The organism is Pseudomonas sp. SST3 (assembly GCF_003325755.1).
The window spans coordinates 50745-72894 of sequence record NZ_QORI02000019.1 but is presented as its reverse complement, the minus strand read 5'-3'; the positions used below and the strand labels follow the sequence as shown (position 1 = coordinate 72894).

At 62.3% G+C, this 22150-nt stretch carries 19 protein-coding genes; 8 read left to right on the top strand and 11 right to left on the bottom strand.

Annotated elements, in window-relative coordinates; genetic code table 11:
* Nucleotides 1-5: 5 nt before the first annotated feature.
* The 4 genes from dapF to DQ405_RS17980 all read left to right on the top strand — a co-directional run bounded on the left by dapF (nt 6) and on the right by DQ405_RS17980 (nt 3226).
* The gene (gene dapF, locus DQ405_RS17995) at nt 6-836 is read left to right on the top strand and encodes a diaminopimelate epimerase (protein WP_168425449.1); all 831 of its coding nucleotides are present in this window, start codon (nt 6-8) and stop codon (nt 834-836) included.
* A complete protein-coding gene (locus tag DQ405_RS17990) occupies nt 833-1528 on the top strand; it encodes a DUF484 family protein (RefSeq protein WP_168425448.1) in 696 nt (231 codons plus the stop codon). The genes dapF and DQ405_RS17990 overlap by 4 nt, the downstream gene beginning before the upstream one ends.
* 106 nt (nt 1529-1634) lie before the next feature.
* Nucleotides 1635-2534 carry a tyrosine recombinase XerC gene (xerC, locus tag DQ405_RS17985; protein WP_168425447.1) on the top strand — a complete coding sequence of 300 codons (900 nt, stop codon included), beginning with the start codon at nt 1635-1637 and terminating at the stop codon, nt 2532-2534.
* The gene (locus DQ405_RS17980; RefSeq protein ID WP_168425446.1) at nt 2531-3226 is read left to right on the top strand and encodes an HAD family hydrolase; all 696 of its coding nucleotides are present in this window, start codon (nt 2531-2533) and stop codon (nt 3224-3226) included. Before xerC ends, DQ405_RS17980 begins: the two co-directional genes overlap by 4 nt.
* Before the next feature lie 148 nt (nt 3227-3374).
* Here the strand turns inward: DQ405_RS17980 and sutA are convergent, their stop codons facing one another.
* From sutA to glnK, 5 genes are all read right to left on the bottom strand, one after another.
* Complete coding sequence (gene sutA, locus DQ405_RS17975) at nt 3375-3713, bottom strand: transcriptional regulator SutA (RefSeq protein WP_168425445.1); 339 nt, start codon at nt 3711-3713, stop codon at nt 3375-3377.
* Between the two features lie 74 nt (nt 3714-3787).
* Nucleotides 3788-4213 carry a secondary thiamine-phosphate synthase enzyme YjbQ gene (locus DQ405_RS17970; RefSeq protein ID WP_168425444.1) on the bottom strand — a complete coding sequence of 142 codons (426 nt, stop codon included), beginning with the start codon at nt 4211-4213 and terminating at the stop codon, nt 3788-3790.
* A 97-nt stretch (nt 4214-4310) separates the two neighbouring features.
* Complete coding sequence (locus DQ405_RS17965; protein ID WP_168425443.1) at nt 4311-5564, bottom strand: ammonium transporter; 1254 nt, start codon at nt 5562-5564, stop codon at nt 4311-4313.
* Between the two features lie 78 nt (nt 5565-5642).
* Nucleotides 5643-6959, bottom strand: a complete 1317-nt coding sequence (locus DQ405_RS17960) for an ammonium transporter (RefSeq protein ID WP_168425442.1) — start codon at nt 6957-6959, stop codon at nt 5643-5645.
* A 133-nt stretch (nt 6960-7092) separates the two neighbouring features.
* Nucleotides 7093-7431: a P-II family nitrogen regulator gene (gene glnK / locus DQ405_RS17955; protein WP_003096476.1), complete on the bottom strand. Its 339-nt coding sequence runs from the start codon at nt 7429-7431 to the stop codon at nt 7093-7095.
* A gap of 392 nt (nt 7432-7823) precedes the next feature.
* Here glnK and DQ405_RS17950 point away from each other — a divergent pair, with 392 nt between their 5' ends.
* The 3 genes from DQ405_RS17950 to DQ405_RS17940 all read left to right on the top strand — a co-directional run bounded on the left by DQ405_RS17950 (nt 7824) and on the right by DQ405_RS17940 (nt 11801).
* Entirely contained in the window at nt 7824-8087 is a 264-nt protein-coding gene (locus DQ405_RS17950) for an accessory factor UbiK family protein (protein WP_168425441.1), read from the top strand.
* Between the two features lie 32 nt (nt 8088-8119).
* Nucleotides 8120-9619 (top strand): YifB family Mg chelatase-like AAA ATPase, encoded by a 1500-nt coding sequence (locus tag DQ405_RS17945; RefSeq protein WP_168425440.1) that lies wholly within the window; start codon nt 8120-8122, stop codon nt 9617-9619.
* Nucleotides 9620-9836: 217 nt separating this feature from the next.
* A complete protein-coding gene (locus DQ405_RS17940; protein ID WP_168425439.1) occupies nt 9837-11801 on the top strand; it encodes a BCCT family transporter in 1965 nt (654 codons plus the stop codon).
* 28 nt (nt 11802-11829) lie between these two features.
* Here the strand turns inward: DQ405_RS17940 and DQ405_RS17935 are convergent, their stop codons facing one another.
* Nucleotides 11830-13473 (bottom strand): putative bifunctional diguanylate cyclase/phosphodiesterase, encoded by a 1644-nt coding sequence (locus DQ405_RS17935; RefSeq protein WP_168425461.1) that lies wholly within the window; start codon nt 13471-13473, stop codon nt 11830-11832.
* Nucleotides 13474-13734: 261 nt separating this feature from the next.
* On the opposite strand from DQ405_RS17935, the gene rep reads away from it, so the two are divergent.
* Complete coding sequence (gene rep / locus DQ405_RS17930) at nt 13735-15744, top strand: DNA helicase Rep (protein WP_168425438.1); 2010 nt, start codon at nt 13735-13737, stop codon at nt 15742-15744.
* A gap of 601 nt (nt 15745-16345) precedes the next feature.
* Here the strand turns inward: rep and DQ405_RS17925 are convergent.
* From DQ405_RS17925 to gap, 5 genes are all read right to left on the bottom strand, one after another.
* A complete protein-coding gene (locus DQ405_RS17925) occupies nt 16346-17110 on the bottom strand; it encodes an IclR family transcriptional regulator (RefSeq protein WP_168425437.1) in 765 nt (254 codons plus the stop codon).
* A gap of 304 nt (nt 17111-17414) precedes the next feature.
* Nucleotides 17415-18917, bottom strand: coding sequence for a CoA-acylating methylmalonate-semialdehyde dehydrogenase (locus DQ405_RS17920; RefSeq protein WP_168425436.1), 1503 nt, complete (start codon nt 18915-18917; stop codon nt 17415-17417).
* 4 nt (nt 18918-18921) lie between these two features.
* Nucleotides 18922-20088 (bottom strand): iron-containing alcohol dehydrogenase, encoded by a 1167-nt coding sequence (locus DQ405_RS17915; protein ID WP_168425435.1) that lies wholly within the window; start codon nt 20086-20088, stop codon nt 18922-18924.
* Nucleotides 20089-20443: 355 nt separating this feature from the next.
* Nucleotides 20444-21040: a cyclodeaminase/cyclohydrolase family protein gene (locus DQ405_RS17910; protein WP_168425434.1), complete on the bottom strand. Its 597-nt coding sequence runs from the start codon at nt 21038-21040 to the stop codon at nt 20444-20446.
* A gap of 13 nt (nt 21041-21053) precedes the next feature.
* On the bottom strand, nt 21054-22073 hold the full coding sequence (gap, locus tag DQ405_RS17905) for a type I glyceraldehyde-3-phosphate dehydrogenase (protein WP_168425433.1): 1020 nt from the start codon (nt 22071-22073) through the stop codon (nt 21054-21056).
* Nucleotides 22074-22150 lie beyond the last annotated feature (77 nt).

The following is a 22150-nucleotide window of genomic DNA, read 5'->3' as shown; positions in this document are numbered from 1 at the left end:
CCACGATGCTTTTGCGTTTTACCAAGATGCACGGCCTGGGCAACGATTTCATGGTCATCGACCTGATCAGCCAGCACGCGCATATCCAGCCGAAACACGCCAAGCAATGGGGTGATCGGCATACGGGCGTCGGCTTCGATCAGCTCTTGCTGGTCGAGCCGCCGCACGACCCCGACGTTGACTTCCGCTACCGCATCTTCAATTCCGACGGCTCGGAAGTGGAGCAATGCGGCAACGGCGCGCGGTGCTTTGCACGTTTCGTGCTCGACAAGCGTCTGACCATGAAGCGGCAGATTCGCGTCGAGACCAAAGGCGGGATCATCGAATTGGACATCCGCGCCGACGGGCAGATCAGTGTCGACATGGGTCCTCCACGTCTGGTGCCGGCCGATATTCCGTTCCAGGCCGATGGCGAAGCCCTCAGCTACCCCTTGAATGTCGACGGCCAGCAGCTGGAGATCGCCGCGTTGTCCATGGGCAATCCGCATGCGGTGCTGCGCGTGGATGATGTCACGAACGCACCGGTGCACGAGCTAGGACCGAAGATCGAGCATCATCCGCGCTTCCCGCAGCGGGTCAACGCTGGCTTCTTGCAGGTCGTCGACCGCCAACACGCGAAACTGCGGGTCTGGGAACGCGGCGCAGGGGAAACCCAGGCGTGCGGCACCGGTGCCTGCGCTGCGGCGGTTGCTGCGATTCGCCAGGGCTGGATGGATTCGCCGGTGCAGATCGATCTGCCGGGTGGCCGTCTGTCCATCGAATGGGCAGGCCCGGGACAGCCAGTTATGATGACCGGCCCCGCCGTTCGCGTTTTCGAAGGACAGGTTCGCCTATGACCGAGCAAAACCAGGACAAGCCGCAATTGCCGGATGCCGAAAGCGTTGCGGCCTACCTGCGTATCCATCCGGAATTCTTTGTCGATCACGATGAGTTGATTCCCGAGCTGCGCATTCCGCATCTGCCCGGCGGCGCGGTGTCGCTGGTCGAACGCCAGGTGAAGCTGCTGCGCGAGCGCAACATCGAAATGCGCCATCGCCTGTCGCAACTGATGGACGTGGCCCGTGACAACGACAGGTTGTTCGACAAGACCCGTCGGCTGGTCCTCGACCTGCTCGATGCCAACAGCCTGGAGGAAATCATTGGCGCGGTGGACGAAAGCCTGCGGCACGAGTTCCAGGTGCCCTACGTCAGCCTGATCCTGTTCAGCGAGTCACCATTGCCGGTCGGCCGCAGCGTAACCACGGCCGAGGCGCAACAGGCAATCGGCGGCCTGCTCGGTACCGGCAAGACTGTCTGTGGTGTGCTTCGCCCGCACGAGCTGGCGTTCCTGTTCGGTGAGGAGGAAAGCATCGACATCGGCTCAGCCGCAGTAGTCGCGCTCAACCAGCAGCAAGGCATTCTGGCGATCGGCAGCCAGGACCCGCAGCATTACAAGAGTTCGCTAGGTACGCTGTTTCTCGGTTATATCGCCGAAGTGCTGACTCGGGTCCTGCCGCACTATTCGGCGCCGTTGCGCTCGGTGCGCTAGCGCCAGCCATCGGCGTGGAGGCTCAGTATCGAACCGGGGCTGGCAACTTGCGTGTTTACTTGCAGCTTAGGCCTATAGCTGCTTCTTCGACCGATGGAGCCTTCCGATGCAAGCCGATCTCGACGCCTATTTCGAGCACCTGCGCAGTGAACGGCAGGTGTCACCCCATACTCTCGATGGCTATCGGCGCGACCTGATCAAGGCCACAGCCTACTGCCAGGAGCAGCATCTGGCAGGATGGGCAGAGCTGAAGAGCACCCACGTTCGCCAATTGATCGCCGAACAACATCGTCAGGGTCAATCCAGCCGCAGCCTCGCCCGCCTGCTGTCGTCGCTACGTGGCCTCTATCGCTACCTCAACCAGGAAGGGCGCTGCGCCCATGATCCGGCGGTTGGCATTTCCGCCCCCAAGGGCGAGAAGCGTCTGCCGCGCCTGCTCGACACCGACCGAGCCATGCAACTGCTCGACGGTGGCGTCGAAGACGACTTCATTGGTCATCGCGACCAGGCCATCCTCGAGCTGTTCTACTCATCGGGATTGCGGCTGGCTGAACTGGTCGGGCTAAATCTCGATCAGCTCGATCTGTCTGCCAGGCTGGTTCATGTCCACGGTAAGGGCAACAAGGAGCGCGTGCTACCCATCGGTCGCAAGGCACTCGAAGCGCTGCAGACCTGGCTGCCGCTGCGGGCCCTGAGCAACCCCGCCGATCGTGCAGTGTTCGTTAGCCAGCAGGGCCGCCGCCTCGGTGCCCGTGCGGTACAACTTCGAGTACGCCAGGCCGGCGTGCGTGAACTTGGCCAGCACCTGCATCCGCACATGCTCCGCCACAGCTTCGCCAGTCATATACTGGAATCCTCGCAGGACCTGCGCTCGGTGCAGGAGTTGCTCGGCCATGCTGATATCGGCACCACGCAGATCTACACACACCTGGACTTTCAGCACCTGGCCAAGGTCTATGACCAGGCGCATCCACGTGCCCGACGCAAACAGGACAGCGAGCAATGAGTATCCAGCTGATTACCTTCGACCTCGACGACACGCTCTGGGATGTAGGCCCCGTCATTCACAGCGCGGAGATCCGTCTGCGGGACTGGCTCGACCAAAACGCATCGCGTCTAGGAGGCTTTCCGGTGGAGTCGCTGGCCGCGATCCGGCGCATGCTGGTCGAGTCCGATCCGGGTCTGAAGCACCGTATCAGCGAGCTGCGTCGGCGCATTCTGTTCCATGCTCTGCATGACGCTGGCTATCCGGATGGAGAAGCACGCGCTATCGCCGATCAGGCGTTCGAGGTGTTCCTGGAAGCCCGGCATGCCATTGATCTGTTCCCCGATGTGCACCCCACCCTGGAGCATCTGGCTAATCACTACACACTCGGTGTACTGACCAACGGTAATGCTGACGTGCGGCGGCTAGGTCTGGCCGACTATTTCCAGTTCACCCTGTGCGCGGAAGACCTCGGCATCGGCAAGCCGGACCCGCGCCCGTTTCAGGAAGCGCTTGAGCGCGCTGGCGTGAAGGCTGAACATGCCGTGCACATCGGCGATCACCCTGACGACGATATTGGCGGGGCGCAGCGCGCCGGTGTTAGAGCGATCTGGTTCAATCCCGGCGGCAAACCCTGGCAGCACGAAGGCCAACCAGACGCTGAAGTACAAAGCCTGGCGGAGCTTCCGGCGTTACTGGCGCGCTGGTCATAATCAACTAATCACCCCTGCGGATACGACAAAGCCCAACACGGCAGTGTTGGGCTTTGCTGCGGTCACGCATCGGGAACGAGCGGCTGGGTAACGACCCGACCGTTACAGACGTGAGATGGCACGCCTGTGCAATCGCGGCGTCACCGGCTCAGATAGGTCGGCTGCCATACTTGCTGTCGGGCTTCTTGGGCGGGTCAGCAACGACATTGGGTTCAACCTCCTGCACACGCCCACCGCGCGCCAGGAACTCCTCCATCGCACGGGCCAGCTCGTCACGCTCTTTCTGCTTGGCTTCCGGGCTCGGCAATTCCTCGACTACGACCGTCTTGGCCTTGGCCTTCTTGCTCGTCGGGGTCGCGCGTTCGCTGTCGGTGCCCTCGTCGTCGGCGCTGTTGTCAGCCTCGCCGTCGTCCGCAGCGGCCAGCTCCTCGCCATCCTCCTCGTCGCTAACGTCCAGATCGTCTTGTTCTAATTCTTCGTCACTCATGTTCAACCTCGTACCTTGCCAAAGCGGAAGTTATAGCCCAGCGATGAACTTTGTTCGCCATCGCCAAAAAAAATTCAACTTGCCATCCCGTACAGCGTCGCAAGGATCTGTCTGGCGCCACCCTGGTCCCGGTGTTCGCCCAGATAGATACCCTGCCAAGCCCCCAATGCCAGTCGCCCCTCGCTGACCGGCAAACTCACTTGGCAACCGAGAAGGCTCGCCTTGAAATGTGCCGGCAGATCATCCGGCCCTTCGTAGTCATGTTCGTAGCCGCCCTGGCCTTGCGGCACCAGGCGATTGAAAAACCGCTCGAAATCGCGGCGCACCGCACCGTCGGCGTTCTCGTTGATAGTCAGCGAGGCCGAGGTATGACGCAGCCACAGGTGTAACAGACCGACCGGGCATTGTTGCAGTTCCGGTAGTTGTGCAAGCAGCTCGTCGGTAATCAGGTGGAAACCTCGCGGCCTCGGATGCAACGTGATCATCGTCTGTTGCCACATGCTGGAAGCCTCTGTGATCACCTGAACGGGCGCATTCTAGCGCGACGCCAGAAAAAACAAAGGGCGCCCGCAGGCGCCCTCGTCATCCGCCTGCCAATCAGCGCTTGCTGGTAAATTCCGGGTAGGCTTCGAGGCCGCATTCGACGACGTCGACCCCTTCGTATTCCTCCTCTTCGCTGACGCGCAGGCCGATCACCGCCTTGAGAATGCCCCAGACGATCAGGCTGGCGATGAATACCCAGGCGAAGATCGAAACCAGACCCAGCAACTGCGCACCGAAGGTTGCATCGGCGTTGGTCAGCGGCACCGCCAGCAAGCCCCACATACCGGCCACACCATGCACCGAAATGGCGCCGACCGGGTCATCGAGCTTGAGCTTGTCCAGGCCGAGGATGCTGAACACCACCAGCACACCACCGACACCACCGATCAGCACGGACTGCAGGGCGGTCGGCGTCAGCGGTTCGGCCGTAATGGCCACCAGCCCGGCCAGCGCCCCGTTCAGGACCATGGTCAGGTCGGACTTGCCGAACAGCAGACGGGCCGTGATCAGCGCGGCAACCAAGCCACCGGCTGCTGCCATGTTGGTGTTGGTGAACACCTGAGCGACCGCGTTGGCGTCTTCGATGGTGCTCATCTTCAGCTGCGAACCACCATTGAAGCCGAACCAGCCCATCCACAGAATGAACGTGCCCAGAGTCGCCAGCGGCAGGTTCGCCCCTGGAATCGCATTGATCTGGCCGTTGGAGCCGTACTTTCCTTTACGCGGACCGAGCAGCAGCACGCCAGCCAGAGCCGCGGAGGCGCCTGCCATGTGCACCAGGCCGGAGCCGGCGAAATCGAGGAAGCCAGCCGCATCGAGGAAACCGCCGCCCCATTTCCAGAAGCCCTGTACCGGATAGATGAAGCCGGTCATCACCACCGCGAAGGCGATGAATGCCCACAGCTTCATGCGTTCTGCAACCGCGCCGGACACCACCGACATACAAGTCGCTGCGAACACGATCTGGAAGAAGAAGTCGGCGCGCGCGGAATAATAGGGTGCGTCCTCGCCACCGGCAGCAACCACGTCCACCGAGTTCTCGTCACCGATCAGGAAGCCCAGGCTCGGCAGGATGCCGCCGTCCGGGCTGGAGTACATGATGTAGTAGCCGATCAGCAGGTACATGATCGACGCCACCGCATAGAGCACGATGTTCTTGGTGAGTATCTCGGCGGTGTTCTTCGCCCGGACCAGACCGGCTTCGAGCATGGAGAAACCGGCCGCCATCCACATGACCAGCGCGCCGCAGATCAGGAAGTAGAAGGTATCGAGTCCGTACTGGACGGGTATCAGTGCTGTGCTATCCATTTTTTATCACCTTTTGCCGAGCGCCTAGGCGCTGTTCGGTTAAAGCACCCGGGCTGGCTCCGGGCGCGCTCCGTGTGCTTACAGGTTGTAGCCGCGCTCGTTGTGCAGGCTGAGGTCGAGGCCGATGGTTTCTTCCTCCTCGCTGACTCGCAGGCCCATCACCACGTCGATCACCTTGAGAATCAGGAAAGTGACGATGGCGGTGTACACGACGGTGAAGAGCACGCCCTTGAACTGAATCCAAAGCTGCAGCGCGATGTTCTCCACTTCACCGAAGCCACCCAGCGCCGGCGCTGCGAATACACCCGTCAACAATGCACCGACGATGCCACCGACCCCATGCACGCCAAAGGCATCCAGGGAATCGTCGTAGCCGAGCTTGCGTTTCAGGCTGGTGGCGCAGAAGAAGCAGACGACGCCAGACGCCAGGCCGATGGCCAGTGCCCCCATCGGTCCGACGGTACCGGCAGCCGGAGTGATGGCGACCAGACCGGCAACCACGCCCGAGGCAATGCCCAGCGCGCTGGGTTTGCCGTGCGTCAGCCACTCGGCGAACATCCAAGCCAGTGCTGCGGCAGCCGTCGCGATCTGGGTTACCAGCATGGCCATACCGGCCGTGCCGTTGGCGCCCAGAGAGGAACCGGCGTTGAAGCCGAACCAGCCGATCCAGAGCATCGCTGCGCCGACCAGGGTCAGCCCCAGGTTGTGCGGTGCCATCGGCGTGGTCGGAAAGCCCCTGCGCTTGCCGAGCACGATGCAGGCCACCAGCCCGGCGATACCGGCGTTGATATGCACCACGGTGCCACCGGCGAAGTCGAGCACGCCCCAGTCCCACATCAGGCCGCCATCGCCGCCCCAGACCATATGCGCGATCGGCGCATAGACCAGCGTGAACCAGACGCCCATGAACACCAGCATCGCGGAGAACTTCATGCGCTCGGCGAAAGCACCGACGATCAGCGCCGGAGTGACGATGGCGAAGGTCATCTGGAAGGTGATAAAGACGCTCTCCGGAACAGTACCGGTGAGGGCGTCAGGGGTCAGTCCGCTGAGAAAAACGCGGTCGAGCCCACCGATGAAGGAACTGAGATTGGTGACCCTCGCTTCCATGCCAGTCGTGTCGAACGCCAGGCTGTAGCCGTAGACCATCCAGAGAATGCTTATCAGGCCAGTGATAGCGAAGCATTGCATCATGACCGACAAGATATTTTTGGCGCGGACCATGCCGCTGTAGAACAGCGCCAGGCCCGGAATCGTCATGAACAGGACCAGCGCGGTGGCTGTAAGCATCCATGCCGTATCGCCTGAATCCAGCGTTGCCTCTTGCGCCATGGCGATGCCAGGGCTTATCAGAGACAAAAGGGCTCCTAGCCCTGCGATTTTTCGCAGAGTCATGGTTTTACTCCTGGGGCGTGGGGGTTCGTAGGCCTGCTAACGGCAGGCAATCGCAATGATCGGGTCGTGCGTGGAGGCGTGAAGCCAGACTCGGTTGGCCTGGCTAGCTTCGGCCACTACGCGACCTGGCCGATCAGATCGCGTCGGTATCGGTTTCGCCTGTGCGGATGCGGATGGCCTGCTCAAGATTGACAACGAAGATCTTGCCGTCACCGATCTTGCCGGTATTGGCCGCCTTGGTGATGGCCTCGATCACACGATCGAGCTGATCGTCGGCAATCGCAACGTCGATCTTCACTTTCGGAAGGAAATCGACCACGTATTCGGCACCGCGATAAAGCTCGGTATGGCCTTTCTGGCGCCCGAAACCCTTGACCTCGGTTACCGTGATGCCCTGAACGCCGATCTCGGACAATGACTCGCGTACGTCGTCCAGCTTGAACGGCTTGATGATGGCAGTGACTAGTTTCATTAAACTTCTCCCGTTTAGGTGGACTTGCCCCAGAAATACGAACCCGGCTCAAGTCTAAGCTCAGTGTCCGGCTCTTGTAACGCGCCGGCGTAGTCGAACGGCTCCCGACGCCATCAGCCAATCCGACGAAACGTCCTGAATCGCCTTGGCACCGCAACGCTCTGGTGCATCGTCACGGGCAACCAAGCAGAATCGGTGCCAATTCTCCGAAAGGACCGGCCTGGCGCGCTCCGTGGCGTCAGGGCGCTGCCGCAGCACCACGAATCAGCGAAACCGCGCACCAATGCTGCGCACCGAGACGCAAACCCCTGTCCATAAACGTGCACGCTGGCGAAAATTGCCCCCAGACAGGCCGTGCTACACTGCCGGCCGCTCAGAAACAGGTGATGCTCATGTTCCCACCCAAAGCTTTTCTCGACGCCATCGGTTCCCAGGCTTCGCGCCTGTTCAATGGCGAGACGTCGCTGCCCCGTCCTGAAATCGAAGCGCAGCTCAAAGGAATCGTGCAGGGCGCACTGAGCAAGCTGGACGTTGTCAGCCGCGATGAGTTCGACAGCCAGATGGTTGTCCTCGCACGCACCCGAGCGCGCCTTGAGGCTCTGGAAGCCAAGGTTGCCGAATTGGAAGAGAAACTCGCGCCGCCCGCGTCCGAATAGACCGGAAGGCGTCACGATCAAGGAGTGATCGGATGTCCCTCGCAATCGTCCATAGCCGCGCCCAGGTGGGCGTGGAAGCCCCCGCCGTGACGGTGGAAGCGCACCTCGCCAATGGATTGCCTTCACTGGCATTGGTCGGCCTGCCGGAGACTGCAGTCAAGGAGAGCAAGGACCGCGTGCGCAGCGCAATCCTGACCTCCGGATTCGACTTCCCAGCCCGCCGCATCACTCTCAATCTCGCCCCTGCTGATCTGCCGAAAGATGGCGGCCGCTTTGACCTGGCCATCGCCCTGGGCATTCTCGCGGCGAGTGGACAGATTCCCGCGGATCGCCTCGACACCCTCGAGTGCCTGGGTGAGCTGGCCCTGTCCGGTGCGCTACGCCCCGTCCAGGGTGTGCTGCCTGCCGCGCTGGCAGCGCGCCAGGCCGGCCGCGCCCTGCTGGTGCCAAAGGCGAATGCCGAAGAAGCCAGCCTGGCGTCCGGCCTGATCGTCTATGCAGCCGATCATCTGCTTGAGGTGGCCGCGCACATTAACGGCGCAACGATAATCCCGCCCTTCCAGGCACAGGGCCTGCTGCGCCAAGTGCTGCCCTACCCCGACCTGGCCGACGTACAGGGTCAAGCGGCCGCCAAACGTGGCCTGCTGGTGGCCGCCGCAGGCGCGCACAACCTGCTCTTTTCCGGTCCGCCTGGCACGGGCAAGACGCTGCTGGCCAGCCGCCTTCCCGGCTTGCTACCCCCGCTTGAAGAGCAGGAGGCGCTGGAAGTCGCGGCCATCCACTCGGTCGCCAGCCAGTCGCCGCTGGAGCATTGGCCGCAACGGCCGTTTCGACAGCCCCATCACAGTGCATCGGGTCCGGCACTGGTGGGCGGCGGCAGCCGGCCACGGCCGGGCGAAATCACCCTGGCGCACCAGGGCGTGCTGTTTCTGGATGAATTGCCGGAGTTCGACCGCAAGGTACTGGAGGTGCTTCGCGAGCCGCTGGAATCAGGCTGCATCGTTATCGCCCGAGCCCGCGACAAGGTGCGCTTTCCGGCGCGATTCCAATTGGTTGCGGCGATGAATCCCTGCCCCTGTGGTTACCTGGGTGATCCCAGCGGGCGTTGCCGCTGCTCACCGGACCAGATCCAGCGCTACCGTGGCAAGCTGTCCGGGCCCTTGCTGGACCGCATCGACCTGCACCTGACGGTTGCCCGCGAAGCCACCGCACTGAATGCCCCACCGGCCAGCCACGAAACCACTCTGCTGGTCGCCGAGCAGGTGGCTGATGCCAGGCGCATCCAGCTTCGGCGTCAGGGCTGTGCCAATGCCTTCCTCGACCTCGCCGGTCTGCGCAGCCATTGCCAACTGCAGCCCGAGGATCAGCAATGGCTTGAGCGCGCCTGTGAGCGCCTCGGCTTGTCGCTACGCGCCGCACACCGAATCCTCAAAGTGGCACGCACGCTGGCAGACCTGCAACAGGTGGAGTCCATTGGCCGCCCGCACCTGGCCGAAGCTCTGCAATATCGTCCCAGCAGCCAGGCGGTCTGAGCCGCTAACCGGCATCTGCGCGACGATGCCGGCACCCATCGAGCGGTTGGAGATAAGACCAGAACGCTTGCTGCAACCTGCTCCTTCAGGCGGTCACATCCTCGGTAGCACCTTCGTCGACGCGGAACGGCGCCGGTCAAAAGCTGACCAGTATGTTAGATTGCGCCCTCTTCGCCACAGGCGGCCACTCCCGAATCGGTAATCAAAGGAGCGCAGCATGGAGGCCAAAAAGTCTTCTTCTCCCACGCTAAACCCACCCGTTTTCTACGGCTCTGCCGTTCTGATTCTGCTGCTGGTGATCTACAGCGTCGCCACCCCGGAACACGCCCAAAGTGTCTTCAGCGAGGTTCAGGCCTGGATCATCGCCAACGTCAGCTGGCTCTATATTCTTGCCGTTGCGATCATCCTGCTGATGGTCGTACTGCTGGCGCTCAGCCGTTATGGAGAAATCAAACTCGGTCCCGACCACAGTGAGCCGGATTACAGCCACCTGACCTGGTTTTCGATGCTGTTCTCGGCAGGCATGGGCATCGGCCTGATGTTCTTCGGCGTGGCCGAGCCGGTCATGCACTTCCTCTCGCCACCGGTTGGTGAAGGCGGCACGGTTGCTGCGGCACGCGAAGCGATGAAGATCACCTTCTTCCACTGGGGCCTGCACGCCTGGGCGATCTACGCCATCGTGGCGATGATTCTGGCGTATTTCAGCTATCGCCAGGGGCTGCCACTTACGCTGCGCTCAGCCCTGTACCCGCTGATCGGCGAACGCATTCATGGTCCCATCGGCCATGCGGTAGACATCTTCGCCATCATCGGCACCGTGCTCGGCGTTGCGACCTCGCTGGGCCTGGGTGTCACACAGATCAATACCGGCCTGAATCACCTGTATGGATTGCCAATTTCAGTACCGGTGCAGATCGCACTGATCGCGGGCACCACGCTGCTGGCGACCATCTCGGTGGTCACCGGCCTGGACAAGGGCGTACGCCGACTGTCCGAGCTGAACCTGACGCTGGCCGTGCTGTTGTTGCTGCTGGTACTGATTGCCGGGCCAACCGTATTCATCCTGCAGACCTTCGTGCAGAACACCGGCAACTACTTCTCGCAGATCGTCACTGCCACCTTCAATCTCTACGCCTACGAGCCCAACGACTGGATCGGCGGTTGGACGCTGTTCTACTGGGGCTGGTGGCTGGCCTGGTCGCCCTTCGTCGGCCTGTTCATCGCCCGTATATCGCGCGGTCGTACCATCCGCGAATTCGTCACCGGCGTGTTGCTGGTGCCGACTGCCTTCACCCTGCTGTGGATGACGGTGTTCGGCGACACAGCCATCCACATGATCCTGTGGGACCACGTCACCAGCCTGGGTGAAGCCATCGAACGCGACAGCTCCCTCGCGCTGTTCGCCTTCCTCGAGCATTTCCCATTCGCCTCGCTGCTATCGCTGATCGCGATCATCATGGTGGTGGTGTTCTTCGTCACTTCGGCGGACTCCGGCGCGCTGGTCGTCGACATGCTCGCCTCCGGTGGCGAAGGCCAGACGCCAGCCTGGCAACGCGTCTTCTGGGCCTGTTCCATGGGCGCCGTGGCTATTGCCCTGCTGCTCGCCGATGGCCTGACCGCGCTACAGACTGCGACTATCGCCAGCGCCCTGCCTTTCACCCTGGTGCTGCTCTGCGCCATGTGGGGCCTGCTCAAAGCGTTGCGCGTCGATGCCACCAAACAGGGCCTGCGTTATCAAACGATCAGTACCACACCTACAGCGCCGCAAGAGGGCGGATGGCGTCGTCGGGTGCAGAACCTGACCAAGTATCCGCGCCGCCGCGACGTAGAGCGCTTCATTAGCGAAATCGCAACCCCAGCCTGCGCGGCCGTGGCAGATGAGTTGCGCCAGCAGGGCTACGGCGTTGAACTGACTACCGACGAGGACAACCGTACCGGGCTGCAGATCACCCACGAGGGAGCACCTGACTTTATCTACCAGATTCGCCCGCGCGGCTATCCGATGCCGAGTTTCGTCGCCAATGAGACCGACGGCGACGAGCCCACTTACTTCCGCGCCGAAGTGCATCTCAAGGAAGGCGGGCAGAACTACGACGTGATGGGCTGGAGCCGTGAGGGCGTCATCGGCGACATCCTCGACCAGTACGAAAAGCACATGCACTTCCTGCACATGGTCCGATAAGCGGTCGCCGGAGAGCGTTGCGGTTGGCTTAGCCTTCGGCAGCGCTCTCCGGCTGGTCATGGTCACTCAGGTATTTTTCCAGCTCCACCAGCGGCAGGGGCTTGCTGATCAGATAGCCCTGTACCTGATTCGCACCATAGCGCTCCAGCAGCGTCAGCTGCGCGGCATGTTCTACGCCTTCGGCCACCACTTCCAATCCCAGCTCATGGGCCAGGCCGATCATCGCCTGTACCAGACTGTTGTCGGTCTTGGTGGTTACGCCGTCGACGAAGCTTTTGTCGATCTTCAGCAGGCTGATGGGCAGCCTGTTTAAATGCACGAACGACGAAAACCCGGTACCGAAATCATCCAGGGAAAAGCGCACGCCGAGTTTCGCCAGTGCCGTCATGGTGCCGCTGACTTGCTCGCTGCGGCGCATCACCGCGGTCTCGGTGAGTTCGAATTCCAACCAGTGCGGGTCCACACCACGCTCCTCGATCAGCCGCTGCAGAGTGACCAGCAGCTGGCTGTCCTGAAACTGACGGAACGACAGATTGACCGCCATGTGCAGTTCGCCGGCACCGCTCTTGCGAAGGCACTGCATGTCACGCAGCGCGCGGGAAATGACCCAGTAACCCAGCGGCACGATCAGCCCGCTCTCTTCGGCCATCGGAATGAATTCGTTCGGTGCCAGCAGGCCACGCGAGGCATGACGCCATCGCACCAACGCTTCCAGGCCAACGATGCGTCCGGTTGCAATGCATAATCGCGGCTGGTAATGCAATTCCAGATCGTCGCGGCGTAACGCTCGGCGCAACTCGCCTTCGAGGTCCGCCAGGCTGCTGGCGCTGCGATTGACCCGCTCGTTGTACAGATACCAGGTGCACCCTTGCCTGGCTTTGGCGTGGCGCATCGCAACCTGCGCCAGCCACGACAGCTGATCGGCATCGCTATCGGCCTTGGCATGGGCCAGCCCGAGACTACAACCGAGCATCAGGCTTTCACCATCGAGCCAGTACGGCTCGGCCAACGCCTCCACCACACGGTCGGCCACCTTTTCAGCGCGCCCGGAGCGGCGTGCGGTATCGAGCAGCAGCGCGAACTCGTCGCCCCCCAATCGGCCGACCCAGTCACCCACTTCAAGCTGCGCCTTCAATCGCGCCACGACCTGCAGGATCAACCGGTCACCGGCCTGATGGCCAAGGGAGTCGTTGACTCGACGAAAATTGTCCATATCCAGCAGCCCCAGCGCCAACCCCTCGCCGTCATGCTCGGCCAGCTGAGCCTCGAGCAATGCACGGAATCCCTGACGATTGACGATCCCAGTCAGCGGATCCTGCTCAGCCAGCCGCTGCAGCGTAGCGTGCAGGCTGCAGCGTTCGCGGGCGTAGCGCAGGCAACGGCGCAACACATCGGGGGTGAACTGCGAGCCCACCAGCCAATCCACGACACCTTCGGGCGCCTCGTCGGGCTCTTCGTCAAGCAGGAGAATGGTCGGCCAGGGAAAACGACCCGAAGCAGGACGGCGCTGTGGCGTGGTGAGTACCAGGGTGTGCCCGCCCTCGGCCAGATGCGCAGACACCTCCTGCCAGCCCTCGACAACCACCAGCAGATGATGGCTACGCAGCGCCGCCAGCGCGACGCGCAGGCGCTCGCTCCACTCAGGCTCATCGGCCAGCAGAACCAGGCGCATAGGTTGTACGGGCAATGTCACGGTGTTTCTCCGGTGCGTGCGGAGCGGAAAATGACTGGCCACCTCGACGGAACACATTCAGGGTGAAGCGGGCCGGCGGGCTGAGCAGCCGAAAACAGGCTCCGCGCCTCTAGACTAAAGCATTCTGTCGTCGTTCCATTGCCTACCGGCGACGACTGGTAGGCGCAGCACTCAGGCGGCGCCATTTTGCGCCGCCAGCCCTGCTAAACTCTCGCCCCCGCTCCAACAGACCAAACGAGAATGTCCCGACTCAATCCCCGGCAGCAGGAAGCCGTGAACTACGTCGGCGGCCCGATGCTGGTGCTCGCCGGCGCCGGTTCCGGCAAGACCAGCGTGATCACCCGCAAAATCGCCTACCTGATCCAGCAATGCGGCATCCGTGCGCAATACATCGTCGCCGTGACCTTCACCAACAAGGCCGCGCGCGAGATGAAAGAGCGCGTCAGCAGCCTGCTGCGCGGCGGCGAAGGTCGTGGGTTGACCGTGTCGACCTTCCACAACCTGGGCCTGAATATCATCCGCAAGGAATACGTGAAACTCGGCTACAAGCCCGGTTTTTCGATCTTTGACGAGGGCGACATCAAGGCGCTGCTGACCGACATCATGCAGAAAGAATACGCCGGCGATGACGGCGTGGACGAGATCAAGAACTACATCGGCAGTTGGAAGAACGACCTGATCCTGCCCGAAGAGGCGCTGGCCGCGGCGCGCAACCCCAAGGAGCAGACCGCTGCCATCGTCTACACCCACTACCAGCGCACGCTCAAGGCGTACAACGCGGTGGATTTCGACGACCTCATCATGCAGCCGGTGAAGCTCTTCCAGAACCACCCCGAGGTGCTGGAGAAGTGGCGCAACAAGGTCCGCTACATGCTGGTGGACGAGTACCAGGACACCAACGCCAGCCAGTACCTGCTGGTGAAGATGCTGGTGCAGGAGCGCGCGCATTTCACCGTGGTGGGCGACGATGACCAGTCGATCTACGCCTGGCGCGGCGCGCGGCCGGAAAACCTCATGCAGCTGAAAGAGGATTTCCCTTCGCTGAAAGTGGTGATGCTGGAGCAGAACTACCGCTCCACCAGCCGCATCCTCAAATGCGCCAACGTGCTGATTTCCAACAACCCGCACGCCTTCGAAAAGCAGCTGTGGTCGGAGATGGGCAATGGCGACCCGATTCGGGTGATCCGCTGCCGCAACGAGGAAGCCGAGGCCGAGCGCGTGGCAATGGAAATCCTCACGCTGCACCTGAAGACCGAGCGACCCTACAGCGATTTCGCCATCCTCTACCGCGGCAACTACCAGGCCAAGCTGATCGAGCTGAAGCTGCAGCACCACCAGATTCCCTATCGCCTGTCGGGCGGCACCAGCTTCTTCGGCCGCCAGGAAGTGAAGGACCTGATGAGCTACTTCCGCCTGCTGGTGAACCCCGACGACGACAATGCCTTTCTGCGGGTGATCAACGTACCGCGGCGGGAGATCGGTTCGACCACCCTGGAAAAGCTCGGCAACTACGCCACCGAACGCAAGATCTCCATGTACGCCGCCTGCGACGAGATGGGCCTGGGCGCGCACATGGACAGCCGCTTCACCGACCGGCTGTCACGCTTCAAGCGCTACATGGACAATTTGCGCCAACAATGTGCGCAGAACGACCCAATTGCCGCGCTGCGCAGCATGGTCATGGACATCGACTACGAGACCTGGGTGCGCGGCCAGACCTCCAGCGACAAAGCCGCAGATTTCCGCATGGGCAACGTCTGGTTCCTGATCGACGCGCTGAAGAACACCCTGGAGCGCGACGAAGAAGGCGAGATGACCATCGAGGAAGCCATCGCCAAGCTGGTGCTGCGCGACATGCTCGAACGTCAGCAGGAAGAGGAAGAAGGCGCAGAAGGCGTGCAGATGATGACGCTGCATGCGTCCAAGGGGCTGGAGTTTCCCTACGTGTTCATCCTCGGCATGGAGGAGGAAATTCTCCCGCACCGCTCCAGCATCGAGGCCGACACTATCGAGGAAGAACGCCGCCTGGCCTACGTCGGCATCACCCGTGCGCGGCAGAACCTGGCAATGACCTTCGCCGCCAAGCGCAAGCAGTACGGCGAGATCATCGAGTGCATGCCCAGCCGCTTCCTCGACGAACTGCCGCCGGAAGACCTGGAATGGGAAGGCCAGGAAGATGCACCCGTGGAGGTCAAGGCCGCGCGCGGCAATGACGCGCTGGCGGCGATGCGGGCGATGCTCAAGCGCTAGGGCCGACTCATTGATGAAGCGCTTGAAGCGCTCATCCTCGTCCTGACCCAATATCAGGCAGGCGCGGCATTGGCGCGCTTTTGTAGGAGCCAGCTTGTTGGCGAAGCCTTTCACCCGGTTCGCGAGCAAGCTCGCTCCTACAGACCAGGCCCGTGGCCGCAGCTGGTGGGCTGAAGCTCACCCTACAGAACTGATCAAATATCAAGCAGGCGCGGCATTGCGCGCCTTTGCAGGAGCCAGCTTGCTGGCGAAGCCTTTCACCCGGTTCGCGAGCAAGCTCGCTCCTACAGACCAGGCCCGTGGGCGCAGATGGTGGACTGAAGCTCACCCTACAGAACTGATTAAATATCAAGCAGGCGCGGCATTGCGCGCCTTTGTAGGAGCCAGCTTGCTGGCGAAGCCTTTCACCCGGTTCGCGAGCAAGCTCGCTCCTACAGACCAGGCCCGTGGGCGCAGCTGGTGGGCTGAAGCTCACCCTACAGAACTCAAGCAGACGTAGGGTGGATCACGCTTCATCGATCCACCGGGTGGCGCTCCACCGGGTGGTGCTTAACCGAGCGGGATCACGGCGGATGGAAAGAGCGTCATCCACCCTACCTGCTCAGCCACTGACAATCGCCTCTAGCTCCGTAGCAGCCGCGCGCAGACGCGGCACGAACGCCAGCAGTTGCTCCATGCCACAACGAATCACCGGCGCATGGGTGAACAGGCAGGCGCTCAGCTCGCCGCGGCCATCGCGCACCGGCACGGCGCAGGCGACCATGCCGTCGATGAACTCCTCCGAATCGGTGGACAGGTCTTCCTCGCGAATACGTGCCAGATCGTCGCGCAGGGCGCTCAAGTCAGTGATGGTGTTGCGTGCCAGCTGCCGGATCGGCAGGCGCGGGAGAATCTTTTCCAGCTGTTCCAGCGGCAACGAGGCGAGATATAGCTTGCCGCTAGCCGTGCACCAGAGCGGCGTGTGACTGCCGATGGGCAGGTTGATCTGCAAAGGCCAATTGGTCTGCACCCGATCGAAATAGAGCATGTCCAACCCATCCGGCACCGACAGGCCGCAGGTTTCGCCGATTTCTTCGGACAGCTCGCGCAGGATCGCCTGGCGCAATGCCTTGTGCCGCCCCCTGCCAAGAATATTCACCGCGGTGGCATGCAGGCGATCACCGGGCAACAACCCGCCACGCAGACCGAATTGCAGGAAGCCTTCCTTCTCCAGGGTTTGCACCAGTCGATGGGCGCTGGCCTTGGGGATATCGAGCTTTTCCGCCAGCGCGCTGGGTGTCAGCGGCTCCGCAGCACCGGCCACGGCCTCGATAATCTCCAGCACGCGGGTGATAGAAGAGCCTTTTTCGCGGGGAGTACTGCGCATTGATCGAAGCCCGTTGCGGTAGATGGAGAAACAGCCGCCCGGAAGGGCGGCAAAGTCTAAATGAAAGATCGGGAACCGGGGCGAGGCGAATTTCACTGCCTGCAATCGCCTTACCTGATAGCTAGCATCAAGGAATCCGTACCGGCAGTAGGGTGGGCTTCAGCCCACCAGCACCACACAGCGCTCCGGGGATCACAGCAGCAGGCCTCGCCAGCTGAGCACTTTGCACGCGTTGCGGCGGTCCATTGGTGGGCTGAAGCCCACCCTACGCTAAGCCCGCCTACAGCAAGCCCGCGGAGCCCTGTTACTTCATCGTCGGCATGGAAAAATCGGCACCCGCGCGGATGCCGGTTGGCCAGCGCCGGGTCACGGTTTTCATGCGGGTGAAGAACCGCACGCCGTCCGGGCCGTGCATGTTCAGCGGGCCGAACACCGAGCGCTTCCAGCCGCCGAAGCAGTGGAATGCCATGGGCACCGGAATCGGTACGTTGACGCCGACCATGCCAACCTTCACGTTCTCCTCGAACTGCCGCGCGGTGTCGCCATCGCGGGTGAAGATCGAGGTGCCGTTGCCGTATTCGTGGTCGTTGACCAGCTGCAGCGCCTCGTCGAAGGAACCGACCCGCACCACTACGAGTACCGGGCCGAAAATTTCCTCTTGGTAGATGCGCATCTGCGGCGTGACCTGGTCGAACAGCGTCGGGCCGATGTAGAAGCCGTTCTCGTAGCCTTGGACTTTCAGCCCGCGGCCGTCACACACCAGCGTCGCGCCCTCTTCTACGCCCAGGTCGATGTAGCCGGACACCTTCTGCTGATGTTCGCGCGTGACCAGCGGGCCCATGTGCGGCTCGGGCTCGACGCCAGTGCCAGGCCCGGTGCGCATCTGCGCGATCTCGCCCTTGAGCATCTCCACCAGCTTGTCGCCCACTTCGTCACCGACACAGACCGCCACCGAGATCGCCATGCAGCGCTCGCCAGCCGAACCATAGGCCGCGCCCATCAGCGAGCTGACCACCTGCTGCGGATCGGCGTCGGGCATTATCACCATGTGGTTCTTCGCGCCGCCCAAGGCCTGGCAGCGCTTGCCGTGCGCCGAAGCGGTGGCGTAGATGTACTCGGCGATCGGCGTCGAGCCGACGAAACTCACTGACTGCACGCGCTCATCGGTCAGCAGCACGTCCACCGCTTCCTTGTCGCCGTTGACGATATTCAGCACACCGGCTGGCAGCCCGGCTTCGGCCAGCAGTTCGCCAAGCAGCATGGTGGCGCTCGGGTCCTTTTCCGACGGCTTGAGCACGAACGTATTACCGCAGGCGATGGCCACCGGCAGCATCCACAGCGGCACCATCGCCGGGAAGTTGAACGGCGTGATGCCAACACAGACACCCAGTGGCTGCATCAGCGAGTTGGAATCGATATCGCGACCGACGTTGGATGAGAACTCGCCCTTGAGCAGATGCGGAATCCCGCAGGCGAACTCCACCACTTCCAAACCCCGGGTCACTTCGCCTTGGGCATCGGAAAACACCTTGCCGTGCTCCAGCGAAATCAGGCGCGCGACCTCGTCACGACGCGCTTCGAGCAACGCCTTGAAGCGGAACATGACACGTGCGCGTACCAGCGGTGGCGTCTTTGACCAGCTTTCGAAGGCTGCCTGAGCGGCGGCAATGGCTTCGCGGGTTTCGTCCGCAGATGACAGCGAAACGTACAAGCGCGGCTCGCCAGTGGCCGGGTTATAGACGGTCGCGTGGCGTTCGGAGCGGCCAGCGACGGCCTCGTTGTTGATCAGATTACCGAGGGTCTGCATGGGGTTACTCCTGGTTCCAGACGATTTCGTAGAGGTCGATGATTTCCGCTTCCGTAGGCACACGCGGGTTGTTGCCCGGCGAGCCCGATGCCAGCGCCTGTCGCGCCATGGTTTCGCGCAGTTCGAAGAAACGATCGCGCTGAATGCCGAATTGCTCCGGGCCGGGCACCTGCAATTCCTTGTTGATCGCACGCAACTCGACCAGCAGCTTGCTGTTGGCCGTCTCTATGCTGTCGTTCTCGCCCGCCACGCCCATGGCGCGTGCGCAATCGGCGTAACGCTCGGGCGCGGCCGGAATCGAGAACTCGGTGATGGCCGGCAGCAACATGGCATTGGATAGCCCGTGCGGCACATGGAAGAAGGCGCCGATGGGCCGGCTCATGCCGTGCACCAGCGCCACTGAGGCATTGGAGAAAGCGATGCCGGCCAGCGTTGCACCGAGCATCATCGCCTCGCGCGCCGCATGGTTGCCGGGTTCGTGATAAGCCGCGCGCAGATTCGGTGCCAGTAGACGCATGGCCTGCAGCGCCTGAGCATCGCTGTAGAGGCTGGCTTTGCGGCTGACGTAGGCCTCCATGGCATGGGTCAGGGCATCGATACCGGTATCGGCGGTCACCCGCGGCGGCAACGACAGGGTCAGCTCGTAGTCGATCAGTGCAGCCACCGGCATGAAGCCGAGGCCCGCGCAGAGCATTTTCTCGTCGCTGGTCTCGTCGGTGATGATGGTGAAGCGCGTCGCCTCCGAGCCGGTACCGGCGGTGGTCGGAATGGCGATCAGCGGCAGGCCGGCCTCGCTGACATCACGCGGGAAGCGGTAGTCGCGCATCTCCCCACCGAACTTGCCGAGGATGCCGATGGCCTTGGCCGAATCAATCGGACTGCCGCCACCGAGTGCGATGATCGAGTCGTAGTCGCCCTGACGAACCATGTCGACACCGGCGCGAATGGACGCCGCGGTCGGCTCCGGCAGCGTGTCGGCGAAGCAGTCGCTGGGGATATCCGCCTGCGCCAGGATTTCGCTGATGCGGCTGACGTAACCCAACTCGACCATCATCCGGTCGGTCACGATTAGGGGACGTTTGCAGCCAAGGCTGTGCAATACCGAGACGATCTGCTGACTGGCGCCAGCGCCTACTTCCATCAGGCGTGGCAGGACGATGCGATGGCTCATGGGGTTCTCCGGTGGGCGTTCGCGATGCGATCGGACGGGCGTCGAGGCCCGCCAGACGAAGCGTCATGCACGAACGGGTTGCATGAGGAGACCTCAGGTCTCGATTGTTATTTTGAGATGGTTCGTCTCACTTGGCTTTGAGACTAGGAACAATACTTTCTGGCGTCAACCTAAAACGAGACGTTTATTCTCGTTATAGGAAAGTTGGTTCGCCAGTGCCGTCTGGGTGTTGATCGCGTGAAGGTCTGGGATCAGATCGCCAGCAAGCTGGCTCCTACAACTGCAGCGCAGGCGTCACACGCTCGTGTAAAGCGAGCTTTCCGCAGGAGCACATTGCTGGGGATCATTTACACCGCTAGCGAGACCGAACCTGACCGAGCAATTGCTGCAAGAGCCCGTCACCCTCGGCCTGCAGGCGTTGGCGTGTTCGCCCGGCCTGGTCCTGGGCAGAGGCATCATCAAGACTCGCCATATCGGCATCGACATTGATCAGGGCCGCGCTGAGCCCGGCGTGGATAAGCACGGCGCCGGCCTGGACATCGCTTTGGACTATCGGCGCCGTACAAGGCCAGGCGTTGACGGCGAGTTCGAGCGCCTCCAGGCAGCAATGAGCCAGAGCCAGCGGCACGGCACAGGCCTGACGGGACGCCGCCTGCTTTTGCTTGGGCTCATCCTCTCGCGACGCGCTCAGGTACTCGCTGAAGGCCTGCATGTCATCGTCAGCGAAAGCGCCCGGCCTTCCCAGTAGCGCTTGAGCCGATTGCGTCAGCTCAAGGCGAGTCGGGTCGGACGTATGGGCCTCGCTGATGCGCAGGCCTTTGAGTACCAGCGCGAGCCCAATGTCAGCCGTGACAGCCGCCGCCGCGCCGCAACCGGGCGTTGGCTGGCGCGCAGCCGTAGCCCTCCGGAACTCCGCCAGCCGTTGCGTCCAGACGCTCGCACCGTCGTTCATCCAAACGATCCGATCAGGCGGCCTGCGCCGTGCCGTCACCCCAGGCCAGCAGCACGTCGAGCATGCGATTTGAGAATGCCCATTCGTTGTCATACCAGGCCAGCACTTTGATCAATTCGTCCTGTACACGGGTATGGCTGAGATCAGCGACGCAGGAGATTGGATAACCAATGAAGTCGCGCGAAACCAACGGCAGGTCGTTGCACTCCATCACCCCGAGCGGCATTTTCTGCGCCCCTGCCCGCAAGATCTGGTTCACCGCCTCGACACCGGCCGGCGGTCGCTCGGCAATGAAGGTGAGGTCCACCAGCGAGACGTTGGGCGTCGGCACCCGTACCGACAACCCATCCAGTCGCCCGGCCAGCTCCGGCAGGACCAAACCGATGGCCTTGGCCGCGCCGGTAGTGGACGGAATCATCGACTCCGCCGCGGCACGGGCGCGGTAGAGATCCTTGTGAGCCTTGTCGAGCAAGCTCTGGTCATTGGTGTAGGAATGCACGGTATTGAGCAGCCCCTGACGGATCCCTACCGCCTCGTGCAACACCTTGGCCAGCGGCGCCAGGCAGTTGGTGGTGCAGGACGCGTTGGAGATCACCCGCTGGCTGCCATCGAGCAATTCATGGTTGATGCCGTAGACCACCGTCAGATCAGCGTCATCGAGCGGATGCGAGGCGAACACGCGCTCGGCTCCGGCCTGCAGGTGCTGGTCGATCAATGCACGCTTCTTGAACTTGCCCGAACATTCCAGCACCACATCGACCCCGAGCTGCTTCCACGGCAGCTGGCTGGGATCGCGCTCATGCAGCAGACGGATCGATTGGCCACGGATCTGCATCACGTCGTCATGCAGATCGACCTGCCCCTGGAAACGCCCGAAGGTGGTATCGAAGCGCGTCAAGTGCGCCATCGCGCTCCGGTCGCTGAGGTCGTTGATGGCCTCGATGTGGATCCGGTTTTCCAGATTTCTCTCGAACAGGGCTCGCAACACGGCTCGGCCGATACGGCCATAACCATTGATGGCAATACGCAACATGGCGGTCTCCTGGGTCGTTGAAGCAGCTGCAAGGTTAGTCGGAGTATGGTCTGTGGCGTTCAATACCGTCCGACGGA